15 protein-coding genes are annotated in these 13,790 nt (G+C 52.9%); 12 read left to right on the top strand and 3 right to left on the bottom strand.

Annotation, left to right across the window (positions count from 1 at the left end; all coding sequences use genetic code 11):
- A partial coding sequence (locus ABNS66_RS06270; protein WP_348655249.1) for a hypothetical protein occupies positions 1-291 on the top strand: 291 nt, incomplete at its 5' end.
- A 27-nt stretch (positions 292-318) separates the two neighbouring features.
- Here the strand turns inward: ABNS66_RS06270 and ABNS66_RS06265 are convergent.
- The 3 genes from ABNS66_RS06265 to ABNS66_RS06255 all read right to left on the bottom strand — a co-directional run bounded on the left by ABNS66_RS06265 (position 319) and on the right by ABNS66_RS06255 (position 3,923).
- The gene (locus tag ABNS66_RS06265; protein WP_286837055.1) at positions 319-2,916 is read right to left on the bottom strand and encodes a metallophosphoesterase; all 2,598 of its coding nucleotides are present in this window, start codon (positions 2,914-2,916) and stop codon (positions 319-321) included.
- Positions 2,917-3,030: 114 nt separating this feature from the next.
- Positions 3,031-3,453, bottom strand: coding sequence for a Spy/CpxP family protein refolding chaperone (locus ABNS66_RS06260; RefSeq protein WP_204995535.1), 423 nt, complete (start codon positions 3,451-3,453; stop codon positions 3,031-3,033).
- A 56-nt stretch (positions 3,454-3,509) separates the two neighbouring features.
- Entirely contained in the window at positions 3,510-3,923 is a 414-nt protein-coding gene (locus ABNS66_RS06255) for a regulatory protein RecX (RefSeq protein ID WP_286837052.1), read from the bottom strand.
- A 172-nt stretch (positions 3,924-4,095) separates the two neighbouring features.
- Here ABNS66_RS06255 and ABNS66_RS06250 point away from each other — a divergent pair, with 172 nt between their 5' ends.
- The 11 genes from ABNS66_RS06250 (at position 4,096) to ABNS66_RS06200 (ending at position 13,692) form a co-directional block, all read left to right on the top strand.
- Complete coding sequence (locus tag ABNS66_RS06250; protein ID WP_036255425.1) at positions 4,096-4,296, top strand: Flp family type IVb pilin; 201 nt, start codon at positions 4,096-4,098, stop codon at positions 4,294-4,296.
- A gap of 43 nt (positions 4,297-4,339) precedes the next feature.
- The gene (locus ABNS66_RS06245) at positions 4,340-4,774 is read left to right on the top strand and encodes an A24 family peptidase (RefSeq protein ID WP_286837050.1); all 435 of its coding nucleotides are present in this window, start codon (positions 4,340-4,342) and stop codon (positions 4,772-4,774) included.
- A gap of 20 nt (positions 4,775-4,794) precedes the next feature.
- A complete protein-coding gene (locus ABNS66_RS06240) occupies positions 4,795-5,241 on the top strand; it encodes a TadE/TadG family type IV pilus assembly protein (protein WP_286837047.1) in 447 nt (148 codons plus the stop codon).
- A 146-nt stretch (positions 5,242-5,387) separates the two neighbouring features.
- The gene (gene cpaB, locus ABNS66_RS06235; protein WP_204995539.1) at positions 5,388-6,272 is read left to right on the top strand and encodes a Flp pilus assembly protein CpaB; all 885 of its coding nucleotides are present in this window, start codon (positions 5,388-5,390) and stop codon (positions 6,270-6,272) included.
- Between the two features lie 35 nt (positions 6,273-6,307).
- Positions 6,308-7,618, top strand: coding sequence for a type II and III secretion system protein family protein (locus ABNS66_RS06230; protein ID WP_286837045.1), 1,311 nt, complete (start codon positions 6,308-6,310; stop codon positions 7,616-7,618).
- 15 nt (positions 7,619-7,633) lie between these two features.
- Positions 7,634-8,890, top strand: a complete 1,257-nt coding sequence (locus ABNS66_RS06225; protein ID WP_204995541.1) for a CpaF family protein — start codon at positions 7,634-7,636, stop codon at positions 8,888-8,890.
- Positions 8,890-9,747 carry a type II secretion system F family protein gene (locus tag ABNS66_RS06220; RefSeq protein ID WP_286837066.1) on the top strand — a complete coding sequence of 286 codons (858 nt, stop codon included), beginning with the start codon at positions 8,890-8,892 and terminating at the stop codon, positions 9,745-9,747. Before ABNS66_RS06225 ends, ABNS66_RS06220 begins: the two co-directional genes overlap by 1 nt.
- Positions 9,748-9,756: 9 nt before the next feature.
- Positions 9,757-10,623, top strand: coding sequence for a type II secretion system F family protein (locus ABNS66_RS06215; RefSeq protein ID WP_204995543.1), 867 nt, complete (start codon positions 9,757-9,759; stop codon positions 10,621-10,623).
- Positions 10,620-11,330: a hypothetical protein gene (locus ABNS66_RS06210; RefSeq protein ID WP_286837043.1), complete on the top strand. Its 711-nt coding sequence runs from the start codon at positions 10,620-10,622 to the stop codon at positions 11,328-11,330. The genes ABNS66_RS06215 and ABNS66_RS06210 overlap by 4 nt, the downstream gene beginning before the upstream one ends.
- Positions 11,331-11,341: 11 nt before the next feature.
- Positions 11,342-11,596, top strand: a complete 255-nt coding sequence (locus ABNS66_RS06205; RefSeq protein WP_204995545.1) for a DUF3613 domain-containing protein — start codon at positions 11,342-11,344, stop codon at positions 11,594-11,596.
- A gap of 2 nt (positions 11,597-11,598) precedes the next feature.
- On the top strand, positions 11,599-13,692 hold the full coding sequence (locus ABNS66_RS06200) for a TadG family pilus assembly protein (protein ID WP_286837041.1): 2,094 nt from the start codon (positions 11,599-11,601) through the stop codon (positions 13,690-13,692).
- Positions 13,693-13,790 lie beyond the last annotated feature (98 nt).

The raw sequence follows: 13,790 nt of genomic DNA, 5'->3' as shown, positions 1-13,790 counted from the left end.
GACGCCCTGGAGCAAGCGATACTGGGCGTTGTGAGCAATATCGACAAACCCGGCTCGCCCGCCGGCGAGGCAAAGCAGGATTTTCACAGCCGTATTTTTGGCCGCAGCATTGATGACCGCCGCACATTCCGAAACCGCGTACTTGCGGTGACTGGCGACGATTTGCAGCGGGTGACCCGAGAGTACCTCAAGGGCGTGGCGCCCAGCATTGCGGTAATCAGTAATAGCGCAACGGCCCAAAACCTTGACGACTGGCTGTCAGCGGAAGGCTTTGAGCAACGGCAACTCTAGCGCCCGCGTGCAGTGCCACCTACTCCATCAGTGATGAAGGTGGCGCTGTATGCGCTGCTGCAGCTGCTGCGCATTGGGCTGCAGGCGTAAATTTTGCTTCGCGGCGCCCAGGTCATTGAGCTCGCTGTCGCTCAGCGCGCGCCCCGAGAATAACAGCGCATTCATGTAACCCTTTTGTGTTTCAAAGGAGTTATCAGTCAGCAGCAATAGCTCATCAATTATCGCCCAGCGTTCACCGATATCTCCCCCCGCCTTGGCACCGATTAGCTCACCGTCGAGGTAGGCCTTGAAGCTACCGCCATCGCCACCGGCGTAAAATACCAAGCCGAGTCGATGCCATTTTCCTGGACGGAACTCGCCAAAGTACCCGGAACCGGCACTGGCGATACCCACTCCGCCACTGGCGCTGGATTCGAAGAATATGTCTGCGTCATCATCGTTATTAGGCGTAGTCTGCATAATGGCGCGCCAGAAGCCATCACTGGCCTCTGGCCATAAAATGTCCATAACGAGCGAGTAATCCGATAATTTTCCTTGCTCGGCGAGGTCGCCGTTCGCAGGGACGTTGGTCTGCAGTTTCAACCCCTGCTCCGGACTGTATGCATCAAATGCCATCACCACCGAGTCTCCACCCGCTAATTCCGGCACACCAAAGTCTGCCGGCGGGCCGAATTGGGTATCCGCTTGTGTGGCAACGTTAAGGTAGCTCAGGCGCGAGGGCCCAGCGTCTTCTCGCAAGGGCTGCTCATCGCCATGGAACTGCCACGTTGTGGTAACGGTGTCTGGTTGACAGCGACTCAGGGTTTTATCGATATCCAGATACAGGCAGTCACTGCTGCGCTGGCGCGCATACGCATCCAGACTTGCCCAACTTTCTGACAGGTATGTTGCTGAGCGGTCAGCTAAATTGGGGAAGAAAAGCGGCAAATTCCACGCGGCACTTTTATAGAGCACCAGCTTGATGGATTCTGACTCGGCTGCCTGCGACGAGACAAACACCCAACCTGGCTGCGCCGCACGCATCTCAGCCAGTTCTGCGGCGGATACACTAACTTCATAGAATGCCTTAAAACCTGGCGTATCTGCGGGCTGTCGCTCAACGGGTAGCGCGCGATGAAATTCGGTTGCGGTTACCGTCCCAGGCAGCCAGCGCTCGATAACCTGCGAGGGATCCAGCAACGCGGCATCGGCCCCGTGATGATATAGCGCCGCTTTGGCTGCCAGGGCGGTTAATTGTTGTGCGTTTGGCTGGTCTTCAGCCAAGGCGATTTCGACATGCGCATCGGGGCTGTATTTTTGCACAATGCCCTCAATAACCTGCTGTGTTGTCGCATCGGGCTCAGCAATATCACGCACCTGAATTTCTTCAACACTGGCGTTGAGGAGGCGTTTGTCCGACAGGCGGTAACGAAGCGTCACGTCACTCAGACCATCGGCGAAAAAGTCTGGCTGGATCAATATATTGCCCGACGGCAACTGCTCAAACTCGGTACCCAAATGGCTGTGTCCGCCAAGGGCGAGGTCGATCTCTGGGTTAGCGAGTAGGATCTCACGATCCGCACTGGCACCTAGGTGGCTGAGCATCACTAAAACATCCACATGCTCCCGGTACTGGCTGACCACCCCTTCGGCAATGCGCTGCAAGTGCCAATTCATTTTAAAGTCGGGGACGAAATCCGGAATCGGCGCCGTCTCAAGGGGCTCATCAAGCTCATTCCACGGCCCCGAGCTCATACCAAAGAAGCCGACCTTCAAGCAGCCTACCTGAAGTACTGCAAAGCCCTGCGCGCCGAAACTCTCTGCACTGCCGCCTCGGTATTCACTGTTACTGGCAATCACCTGTGCGATTGGGTCCTGGGCGTGGTCGAGTAGCGTGTCCGCCCCCCAGGCAAAATCGTGATTGCCAATGACGCGTACATCAAACGCCATGGCCTTGGTGACCTCAACCGTCGCGGCTCCCGCCGATAACAACTCAGCGACGCTGCCCTTTTCAAAATCGTCTCCGCCGTTACTGAATACTGTATAGGGCTGCTCTTCAAGCGCCTGACGGTGGTAGGCCTTGATACGACTAAAAAGCTTTTCAGGGCCACCATAGCGTGCATGCAGGTCAGCTACGTGAATAAAGCGCAGCGATTGTTCCTCGGCTTGTGCTTCGCAGTTGCCGTTGACCACGCGCGCCACCTCGGGAGCCTCAGTGGGAACCAAGCGATATTCACCGAATTGGGTGATACTGGCCGTGACACCCGCCTCGCTCTGCACAGAGCTCAATAGCGGCCGCCACTGGCCATCGACATTTCTGGCCACGCTATATCGTTGATTTTTGGGTTTTTCCGGCAGGGGTAAGAATAACCTAGCGGGCGTTAGCAGCTGTGTTTCCGTGGGCTGCAGCTCATACTGCGTTTGCTCCGCAGCGACGTTCACTTCTAAAGAAATAGACAGGGCTTGCGCTGCGCTGGTCGACGCCAGTTCTAAACGCGCGGTGTCATCGAAGGTTAGCACCGACGCTTCACCTGGAGCGATGCGATAGGAAGGCGCGTCGTCGCGACCGGAGCCGCCCCCACCACTTCCGCCGCAGGCAACAAGGGAAAAACATATAAACAGTGGGGTTAAGAAACCCTGTCGCATACTCACAGCTCCATTAATTTACTGCCCATTGCAGCTCGCTATCCTTGCGAATACTACGTGACCCAGCGTAGACGCTATCTAGGTACAAACCGTGATTTCAGCAACCCTATAGGCTCACTGCGCCGCAGAGACTCCGGTTTTTTCTTGGCCAGCTTTGCGCAGTCTTCGATACTCTGCCTGTTGGGAGGGCGTGAGCAAGCCGTAAAATTCCATTTGTGTCTGGAGAATTGACCCCGTGTGGCGGGCCGCAACAGACCCCGCACGCTGGCTCATTGCAGCAATCGTACTACGCGTCATTTCCGGTAGCGGTTGTAGCTGCATATCTTGTCTAAGTGCGACGCTTTCTTTTTGTAACTCGGCTGCTTTTGCCGCATAGCGAACAATCAACTTATTGACCTGCTCGCGTTGCTGGCTAGTGAGCTCCAGCTTGTCCGCCAGGGCTGCGATGCTGGCACTGCTAAGCGCCTCTGCCGCTTGAGCCGGCATCACCAGCACCCATGTGCTGAAAAAAAGAATCGAGATAGAGCGAATCAACATTCATTATTCCTTTCAATGAATCTGTCCCAAACAGAGTACTTCTCGGTGCAACATCGTTATGCAGTTCTACACACGCGCCGGATGGACTCTGCGTCGAAGCCACGATGATGAAGAAATCGTTGCCGTTTGGCCAGCTCCCGCCGATCTTTGGGTGGAACATCGGCGTATTTTTTTTGGTAAACACTCTGCAATTGCTCAAACCAGTCGAAACCGGCATCAGCAAACGCCTCATCGATAATCGTTTCTGAAACACCGCGGTCGCGCAGTTCCATGCGAATACGCGAGGGGCCAAAGCCACTATTTGCTCTCATCCGCAGGTAGCTTTCGGCAAAACGCTGATCACTTTGCAGCCGCTCGAGGGCCAAGCGCTCCACAACTATCGCAATGTCCGCCTCACAACTGGGAAAGCGCTGCGCCAACTTGGCCACTAACTCCTTACGGCTGTGCTCCCGTCGGGCCAATAAATCCATTGCTTTCTTTCGTATACCTATGTCACTCAATTTCTACTATCCTAACTGGGGGTAGATGCTCGCCTCTACGGCAAATACTTATTTTTTTTAATCTGTGCAAATAGCAAAGTAACAACACGGTCAACAGGGCGTTATTAGACTCGACCGCTTTCTTTTACCATGGAGTGTAACTATGTTAGTGCAAATTCAAGTATTGTTGATGCAGATTTTTTCTGGTTCCCTGGCTAAATTTCGCGATGATGAGCGCGGTGCAAGTGCCATCGAGTACGCAATTATGGCAGCCGTACTGATCGGCGTTATCATCGCAGCGATTGGCCTGCTGGACCTCGGCGGCATCTTCACTGACATCAACGCAGATATCGACGCAGCCTAAACACGTTATTGAATTTGGCGGCGAAAAAGGAATTCCCCGTGTTATGGCCATCGTCATCATTCTGCTACTTGTCGTCTTGGCATATGTTGATTGGTCATCACGGAGAATTCCCAACGCCCTAAATCTGGCGCTGTTTATTGCTTCGCTGAGCATTTTTATCGGCAGTGGTGGCATCAGCGCCTATCAATGGGTGGTGAATATTGTGCTCGCCCTGGCGATTACACTTCCAGGCTACCTTTCAAACAACATGGGAGGTGGCGACGTCAAGCTGCTGCTGGCCCTCTCTCCGCTTTGGCCGCCGACGACGTTACTCTTTGTCTTCGCCTCGGGTACCCTGGTGCTGGCACTCATCATGACTATCATCGAAAAAAGTAAGCGGCATGATAAGCATCGAGCGCGCGGGTTCCCGATCGGCACTGCGGTCAGTCTGGGCGCAGCGCTACTCCCCCTCTCACTATTCTTCTCTGTTTCGCTATGACACACCACGAGGAAAACATTATGGCCGGGGCGCCAAGTACTTCAAATAACGCGCGCCAAAGCGGTGTGGTCGCTATTGAATTCGCCATTCTATTCCCGGTATTTTTCGCTCTAAGCTATGCAGTGATGGCCTATGGGATGTATTTTCTACTGTTGCAGAGTTTCGCCTATGCGGGTGAAGATGCTCTCAGAGCGGCGCTAGCTACAAACTGTGCTGCAGCAGTATGCACGGAGGCCGAGCTAGAGCCTGTCGTCACGGCGCAAGTCCAGAATTCACTTACTTGGTTCTCCGCGGACCTCGTCAATGCAGCAACGGCCGGCGATGATTTCTTCAGCTGCGATGCAACAATGCTATGCACGGTGAGGCTCAGCGCTCCACCTATTTTGGACAGCATAAATCTACCTATTATCGGCAGCATTCCCAACCTGCCCGACCCGGTAGTGAGCCGTTCCAGCCTGCGCATGTAGCAATCGCGACAAGGAAACTATACGTAGGTGCCACAATATCAGCACAACGTCACACCACCTAACATCAGGGAAAGAGACGCTAAACTAAAATGTAGCGACGGTGTAAAACGATAACTTCATCTTAGATGCATTCAAGGGATATACCGATGCAAGCAAGGACTCTCAAGATCATCGCTGCACTGCTAATTATCAGCGCAGTTATCATGGGTATCATTGGTTATCGAATTAGCCAACAAGATGCTATTCGCGACCAACAGCGGCAGACTGTGGCAACGCAGGCCGACTCCTATACATATGCTCAAAAGCTAGTCATTGCAACAAGAGACATCGCCAAGGGAGAAACCCTGACCGAAGAGGAGCTGATGCAAGTTCCTTATGCCATCAAGGTCGAGGGCAGCTTTGCAACGGTCTCAGAGCTACTTAACAAGCGAAGTAAACAAGACATTCTGAAAGGTTCGGTGATTCGTGACAGCGATTTCGAATCCGATAGCAAGTTAGCTGAGCAAATTCAGCCCGGTCACCGCGCCGTTGCCGTTAAAGTTGACGAGGTTATCGGCACTGGTGGCTTCTTAAAGCCCGGGGATTTTGTTGACGTCATCTTTAATAGCCGCGCCACAAAAGAGACCAACGACCGCAGTATGTCTCGACGCGTACTACGCAATATTCGTCTGATCGCGTTTGGCGACGAGGTCGAGGGCGAAAAGCCTCAGCCGGTTACTAACGAGAGCAGTAAAAAAGCGAACAACAAAGATGGCGGAAAACGCAGCCGCTCCGCGGTACTGGAAGTGCCTACAGACGAGGTAAACCGCCTTGTGTTAGCCGAGAGCGCCGGGGGACTTCGATTGGTAGCGATCGGCGAAGCTGACCGCCTAGCACGCGAGGAGATGATCGCATCCGGTGAAACGCCCGAAGAAAACGAAGACAAAGCAACCTTAATGCGAGAAGTCACGGGCTTTAAACCCGCCCCACCGCCAAAATCCATTTATATGTATAGCGGCGATAAAGTCGAGACAATTCGAGTACGAAACTAATGCAGCAACCACTGGTTCGATATGGAGCATCTATCATGAAACAGGGATTTTTAATTGCTTTGCTGTTAGGGCTAATCACCAGCCTGCATGCAGAGCCCTACAAGACCCTGCGACTGGAACTGGGTGAGCAGCAAATGCTGAGTACCAAATACAGCGTAAAAAGGAGTGCCATTGGGCGCCCGGAAGTTGCGTCACTTAAAGTGCTCAATTCAAGAGAATTTCTTCTGACTGCAAAACAACTTGGTGCAACCTCGCTGTTACTTTGGCAGGGCGGCAGAGAGCCAACGGAATTTCGCATAGAGGTCGTGCCCAGTTTGTCACCCAGTACGCGCGACGGCGTTGCGGTGGACAGCAGCGGCCCCTACATCAGCCTGCAGGGCGAGACTCGATCCTTACAACAACATCAGCAGCTACTCACATCAAGTGGCCCCAATGTTTTGGACAACACCGTTCAGCGCGGCTCCATGCAGGTGCAAACGGATATTCGCATTGTTGAATTTAGCCGATCCCAACTCAAACAAATTGGAACCGCACTGTCCTACGTCGGCGGGGATACTTCTATCGCAACCGGCGGATCTGGTTTACTTCCGCTATTAGAGGGCAATGGGCCACTGGGTGCATTATTAGGTATTACACCAACTGGCGCGGATGCTTCCTCAATACTAGTGGGTCATGTAAAAAATGGTTTTAGTGCAGCCATTAATGCCCTTGCTCGAAACGGGTATGCCTACACATTGGCTCAACCCTCGCTGGTCAGCATGTCTGGTCAAACAGCAACTTTTTTGGCGGGTGGCGAATTCCCATACCCCGCGTCAAACCGCGATGGCCAAATTCAAATTGAATACAAAGAGTTTGGTGTGCGGCTGCACTTAACACCAACCGTACTTAGTGAAAATAGCATCATGCTAAAAGTTGCCCCAGAAGTCAGTGACTTGGACTTCACCAACGGCGTGCAAGCCAGCGGCGTTTCCGTCCCCTCTCTGCGCGTGAGGCGCACAGACACCTCAATACAGCTCGCTCCCGGGGAGAGCTTCATTATCAGTGGTTTGGTAAGCAGAAACACCTTTACCAATGCCGACCGGCTGCCCGGCTTGGGAGATATCCCAATATTGGGTGCCCTATTCCGCTCTACGCGGTTTTCACAGGAAGACAAAGAGTTGATCATGATCGTCACTCCCCACCTGGTGAACCCCATTGCCAAGGACGCGGAGCTGCCAGAACTACCCGGTGAAACCTATAAGCACTATGTCCCCTCATTTACCGATATGCTGTTTCGCGACCTAGATAAATCCAGCGAGCGAGCAGCGAAGAAGGCGCAAAAATCCGATGTCGGATTCGCAGATTAATAAGGGAGCCCAGTGATGAGGCTGATCGACCGGAGAACACCTGAAACTAAGCAGGAACAACTCGACGATTACGAGACGCTCAAAGCCGCCCTACATCGCTTTGTCATAGATCGTATCGAAGATGACAATATCATCTACGACGATGACTCAAAAAAGTTAGAAGAAGCGATCGGTGCTTATATACGGCAGTATTGTCGTATATACGAGGTGAATATCGGCCGAGAAAAATTCGACAATCTAGAGAAAGAGCTGCTGGACGAAATTGTGGGGTTCGGCCCCCTACAAGTTCTTCTCGACGACCCCGATATCAATGACATCTTGATTAATGGTCCGCGGCGCATCTTTGTCGAACGACGCGGCGTACTAGAACAATCGTCTATGCGGTTTCTAGACGACCGCCATGTGCTTCGGGTTATTCGACGCATGATATCGCCACTGGGGCGCCGCATCGATGAATCCAGCCCCATCGTTGATGGCCGACTGGCAGATGGTAGCCGTATTAACGCCATCGTACCGCCGCTCGCACTAGATGGCCCCTGCCTGTCTATCCGAAAGTTCCGCAAGGATCCTCTGACCGCCGAAGAACTCCTGGCCGGCGGATCGATAACCAAGGACGCACTGGACTTTCTCAGCGAGTCGGTTGCTAAAAGGCGCAATATCTTAATAAGCGGGGCAACCGGCTCCGGTAAGACCACTTTGCTTAACATTCTGAGCCAGTATATTCCTGCAACTGAGCGCATCGTAACCATCGAGGACGCAGCAGAACTCCAATTGCGCAATAGCCACGTGGTGCGACTAGAGACCCGACCTGAAAACAATGAAGGTGTTGGCCAAGTCACAGCGGGCGAGCTTGTCAAAAACGCCCTTCGCATGCGCCCAGACCGAATTATTGTCGGTGAAAGCCGCGGTGGAGAGGTCGTGGACATGTTGCAAGCCATGAACACCGGCCACAATGGCTCGATGACCACCGTGCATGCCAACTCAGCTAGCGATGCGATCACTAGGCTGGAAATGATGGTAGGGATGTCGGGGTTCAAAGGCTCAAGCGAGTTAATTCTCAAAATGATTGGCAGTGCATTGGACATGATCGTTCATATCGGCCGCCAATCAAATGGGCATCGCTGTGTAATGCAAATATGCAAACTCACGAATACGGCGAACGGACTGCAACTACGCGAGCTATTCGCTTTGGATGCTGGCGGTAATCTTGCCAGAAACCCCAGTGAACAAAATGTTCCTCTACTCAACGACGTAATGCCGGGGTCGCCGTGATGTTTTGGATAGCCCTGGTAGCACTAATGGTTGGCCTCGCCTTTGTGCTCATGCTGTTGGTCAATGTCGAAGCACCGGCAGAGGTAGAAATCGCCGAGGTCGAACGCAAAGATCCCGTGCCGGAGTTCATTACTAATTACTTAGCCGCCAACGGCGTAGAGCTCCCAGCTGTCGTGATCTACAGCGTCATTGCCAGCCTCGCAGCAATGACGATTCTGTGCATCGCGTTACTGCCGATTAGTATCGCTGCCATCAGCATTCTAACTGGCTACGCCGTTGCATTTCTCAGCATAAAATTTGTCGGCAGCAAACGTCGGGCGAAGATGCTTGAGCAGCTGCCCTCTTTTATCAACCAAGTTACCCGCAGACTATCGGCGGGTATTTCTGTAGAAAATGCCTTCGCAGACTCAGTTGAAACTTTGGAACGCCCCTTAGGCACCGTCATGCGACGAGTAGTCAGACGGGTACACCTGGGCTACGACCTTCACCAGGCTTTCAGCCGTGAAGCTGGCGTGACGAAACTACACGAATTCAACGTAATTGCGACGGCCCTGCGCATCAACGAACAATACGGCGGGAGCATCCGCTCTATTCTGGATGATATCGTGGGTATATTGCGAATGGATGAGGCCGGCAAGCGTGAACTAGCCGCCATGACTGGAGAAACACGTTTCACAGCGACAGTACTCGCTCTACTGCCGCCCGGTATCGCCGTATACATGTTTAGTATTAATCCAGACATGATGTTGGAGGTGTGGTCTCAAAGCAGTGGTAAGTCCCTATTTATCATCTCCGCGGTAATGGAAATACTGGGCGTATTCGTACTGTGGCGCATGGTTAACTCAATAGAGTCATAGGCAATAGACATGGAAGCGCAACATTATTTTTTCATTATCGGCGCACTTATATTATGCACCGCACCGGTAATACTCCTAGCTACCGCACACATTAACAGTGATGCCAGCGAGAACACCAAGCTAGAGTTTGGGCGCCATGACACCTGGCGCATGCTTCGCGAGGAAAACACCCATATTGCCTCGCTCTCTCAGCTGCTACGCCGCGCGGGACTGTTTACCAGCGCACAACAGATCAAAGCGATTTCTTTTACCTTGGTCGCTTGCCTAGTTTTGGGCGTAATTGCCGCGGCGGCGAGTCTGTTTAAGGGGCTGGCGATCGGGCAGGTCTTGGCCATCACCGGTGCGACAGTGATTGGCAGTGTTGTACTGGCCTACCTCATTCTAAAAAACCAAGCAGACGAGCGACAAAACGCCTTAGAAAAAGAAACCATGATGTTAATCCAGACCACGCGCATGCTATGGCGCGTCGGCCTGTCTTTACCCAAAACCCTTGGCATTATTTGCGAGCAACTGTCAGAACTGTCACCCAACTGCGCCAAGGAGCTTTCCCTTGCAGCAAATAAAATTGAGTCGGGGCAGAGTCAAGAGGAGGCCCTTTACGAGCTTATCAATAGCTGCAGTGCAGAGGGCTTCAAGGAGTATTTGATTGTAATCCGTCAGCAGTCCATTACTGGCGGCAGTATCGATAAGTCTCTTGACGAACTCTACTTGCTCTTACAAAACCGTCGGCGGCTTAGCTTACAAGAGCAGGTCAATAAAATATCGGGAAAGATGTCATTGGTTATGATGCTGTTTTTATTTCCCGCTTTGGTATTACTTGCAGCGGGCCCTAGCTTTTTCTCCATGGTGCAAGCGCTGAACGAGTTAGGTGGATGATGAATACGTCAATAAACAACGCTTTTTTTCGACGCTTTCTGCCGCTGATGCTGGCATCACTGCTGTTATCAGCATGCGCCTCAGCGCCCTCGCAACTATCGCAAAACCGTGCAGATTGTGGTGCGTCATTGAGCCAAGCCCAACGGGTAAAACTAGATCTTGTTGAGCAGTTATTGTCAGAAGGCAGTTATTTCTCTGCACAGGCTCACCTGGAACAGGATGACAGTAATAGTCCTCGGGCCCTTTGGTTGACCGCCGAAGCACAACGTAAGACGGGGATGCTGAGTGAGGCCTACGACAACTACAGAGACCTCAGCCTAACCTGCATGACCGCTGCCGGACACGCTGGCATGGCGAAGATACTTGCCACCCGTGGCGATCTAGCCATTGCCCATCAGCACATGTTGAAAGCCAGACACCTCGCCCCTACCAGCGCAGATGTTCGCAATGACTACGGCTTCATTCTCCTGGCAATGCGAGACTTCAAAGCAGCCCAACGAGAGTTTATGACCGCATTGCAACTGAAAAATGGTCATCCGGTCGCTCTGCGTAACATGATCATCAGCCTGATACTTGATGGTGACACCCGAACCGCACTACGCCTCGCTCAAAACAACGACATTAATAGTGCAGAATTTAATCAGCTCCTTGAAAAAGCAAACCATTTCACAGAGCCCACTGTCGCCAAACGCGCCATTGTTAGATAGGGAATTAACGTATGAAAAATCGACTATTGATACTTTCATCACTCGCCTTTAGTTGTGCGGTCACCGCGGGCGAACCTAGCTATGACATTAGCCGCGACACTGCAACAACCCGAGCCCTAGACGCTCAACGTTCTGGAGAAATAGCCTCTGATATCCCTCAGAAGCAGAACGGTGCCTCGCGCGCATTAAGCTACAAGCGCTATACCGAAAGCTTTGACCGCCCGATTCCCGTGTCATTTATCGACACAGACTTTAAAACGGAATAGTAATGAGTGCTGCCCGCCGCTTTATTCGCCAGCCAACGCCTTCGCAACAGCGAGGGGTAATGACGCTGACCTTAGCTGCGTTGATGTTGGCAATAACTGCTTTTCTTGCGCTCTCAGTCGATACTGGCAGGCTCTTTCTTGAGAAGCGCACCCTACAAAGGCAGGCTGACTTAGCGGCCCTGGAAACGTCGTTGACTTATTGTCGCGACCAATCGCTAGATGATGACGGCCTATTTGCGGCCGCCCAGGCGGCATTGGCTAGTGAGCGCAATAATTTTCGTGGCGATGCGGGCGGCATTGCGGTTGTGCTCGGTGAGATTACGAGCGCTGACGACGGCAACGGTGGTAGCGTCAAACAATTCACCGCAAGCGCAGATGGAAAGGCCGTACAGGTCACGCTGACGCGAACAATACGTGCATCCCTTTTCGGCAGTGTAGTGCCCGGCGGCAGCCAAACAATCACTATTGAGGCACGGGGCGCTGCAGAAGCTTGCCAGCCCGTCGCATCGCTACATTTGCGCAGCAATTTACTCAATGTCGACTCGAGCCAATCAGCGCTGCTTAACGGCGTCTTAGGCGGCTTGTTAGGTACTACCCTTAACCTCAGTGTCGCACAGTGGGACGGCCTACTGGACACAAATCTCAATTTGCTGAGCTACCTTGACGCGCTAGCCGTTGATCTCGGCATCTCTGCAGGAGACTATGACAGCGTACTTAACGCCGACGTAAGTCTGGGAGATTTACTCGACGTCGGCGCAGATGTACTGGAGTTAGGCGGTAATACCGCTGCGGTTAGCGCATTTCGTGATCTCGTCTTAGCCATCCCTGGGGCCACTCCGCTGATATCGCTCGGTGAGCTGCTTGAGGTACAGACGGGAGCACCCGAAGCCGCACTAGACATTGGCCTACAGGCAATGCAACTTGTTCAAGGCACCATTCAACTGGCGAATAGCAAATCCGCGATCGCCGCCGACATACCCATAAACCTTCTCGGCTTAGCGGGCGCAACGGTAAAACTGCAAGTGACCGACCCGCCAAGACTCATGGCCACGGGCAACCCAAAACTCGCTGCAGATGCGCCTTACGGCGGAGATGCGATATTTGTCAGATCAGCCCAAGTGCGCACATTTATTTCACTGGATCTGCCAATTGTCGGCGCTACCTTAAATACGCTGCTAAGCCTCGTAAATGACAACCCTTTACTAAGCGGGGTTGCTGGTACAGTCAGCAGCTTGCTGTCACTGGATATACTCGGCGTACTTCAGGGGCTGAGCTGCGTGGTTTACTGTGATATTCAGAGAGACCTTTTAGATATCGAAGTGCTGAGCTCGCCGAGGCTGGATATCCTTCTTGAAGCGGGCAGCGGCGACGGCCGCGTAACCGATTACGATTGCGACGGCGAAGACAAAGCACTGGATGCGCTCGCCAATAGCTCCGCTGTCAGTGTACTGGTCGGCAGCCTGGGCAGCGATATGAATGATGCCGCTACTAACGCCTTTGATGAAGCTTCACCAAGCGTGGAGCCCATTCCGATACTCGATATCGGCACCAAGCGGGTGCGCTACCAGTGCACCCTGCTGCTGATTTGCTGGACTGAATACTGGGACGGCAGCTCTTGGGATGGTGATCCCAGTGCCGCCGAGCGGGATGCCTTCTCTGGAGGCGGGCTGGGCCTGAGTTTAGACTCCGATTTGTTAGCGGGCTCAGAAACCCTGAATTTCGCTAACAACCCATCCGATGATTACCTGCCCGAGTTCGGTGTAGATCCAATAGATGAGGCCTATCAAAGCGTTGATACTCAAAGCCTGGTTGATAACTTAGAGGGCGATTTGCTGGGCTTAAACCTCGAGTTCTACGCCCCCACCAACAGCGGCGATGGTATTACCGGAAACGCGCTCGGTGGACTCCTCTTCCTCGTCGGCTCAGCCGCCAATGCGCTGACGGGCGCAATTGAAGCGATTATCACATCTACGCTCTCTCCACTGCTAACAGCCATTATTAATCAGCTGTTGGATGCGCTCGGCGTCAGTTTGGCCGAGACCGAAGTAGGCGCAGCCATGACCTGCGAAAGTGATAGAGTGAGGCTCGTAATGTAGCGCGAGCCTTTTTACCTTAATGCTGCCTCCTGCAAAAAAATATAGTCTGACAACCACTACTGTTACACTGTAAAAAAACAAGAATCTGCCGGCTGTAA

It is taken from the genome of uncultured Spongiibacter sp. (assembly GCF_964011655.1).
GTDB lineage: Bacteria > Pseudomonadota > Gammaproteobacteria > Pseudomonadales > Spongiibacteraceae > Spongiibacter > Spongiibacter marinus.
Note: the sequence above shows the minus strand (reverse complement) of the source record. Positions and strands in the feature narration are given on the sequence as shown.

Bases quoted from the DNA above. Each gene is read 5' to 3' on its own strand.
- ABNS66_RS06265 (WP_286837055.1), bottom strand. From the start codon at position 2,916: ATGCGACAGGGTTTCTTAACCCCACTGTTTATATGTTTTTCCCTTGTT.
- ABNS66_RS06260 (WP_204995535.1), bottom strand. From the start codon at position 3,453: ATGTTGATTCGCTCTATCTCGATTCTTTTTTTCAGCACATGGGTGCTG.
- ABNS66_RS06255 (WP_286837052.1), bottom strand. From the start codon at position 3,923: ATGGATTTATTGGCCCGACGGGAGCACAGCCGTAAGGAGTTAGTGGCC.
- ABNS66_RS06250 (WP_036255425.1), top strand. From the start codon at position 4,096: ATGTTAGTGCAAATTCAAGTATTGTTGATGCAGATTTTTTCTGGTTCC.
- ABNS66_RS06245 (WP_286837050.1), top strand. From the start codon at position 4,340: ATGGCCATCGTCATCATTCTGCTACTTGTCGTCTTGGCATATGTTGAT.
- ABNS66_RS06240 (WP_286837047.1), top strand. From the start codon at position 4,795: ATGGCCGGGGCGCCAAGTACTTCAAATAACGCGCGCCAAAGCGGTGTG.
- cpaB (WP_204995539.1), top strand. From the start codon at position 5,388: ATGCAAGCAAGGACTCTCAAGATCATCGCTGCACTGCTAATTATCAGC.
- ABNS66_RS06230 (WP_286837045.1), top strand. From the start codon at position 6,308: ATGAAACAGGGATTTTTAATTGCTTTGCTGTTAGGGCTAATCACCAGC.
- ABNS66_RS06225 (WP_204995541.1), top strand. From the start codon at position 7,634: ATGAGGCTGATCGACCGGAGAACACCTGAAACTAAGCAGGAACAACTC.
- ABNS66_RS06220 (WP_286837066.1), top strand. From the start codon at position 8,890: ATGTTTTGGATAGCCCTGGTAGCACTAATGGTTGGCCTCGCCTTTGTG.
- ABNS66_RS06215 (WP_204995543.1), top strand. From the start codon at position 9,757: ATGGAAGCGCAACATTATTTTTTCATTATCGGCGCACTTATATTATGC.
- ABNS66_RS06210 (WP_286837043.1), top strand. From the start codon at position 10,620: ATGATGAATACGTCAATAAACAACGCTTTTTTTCGACGCTTTCTGCCG.
- ABNS66_RS06205 (WP_204995545.1), top strand. From the start codon at position 11,342: ATGAAAAATCGACTATTGATACTTTCATCACTCGCCTTTAGTTGTGCG.
- ABNS66_RS06200 (WP_286837041.1), top strand. From the start codon at position 11,599: ATGAGTGCTGCCCGCCGCTTTATTCGCCAGCCAACGCCTTCGCAACAG.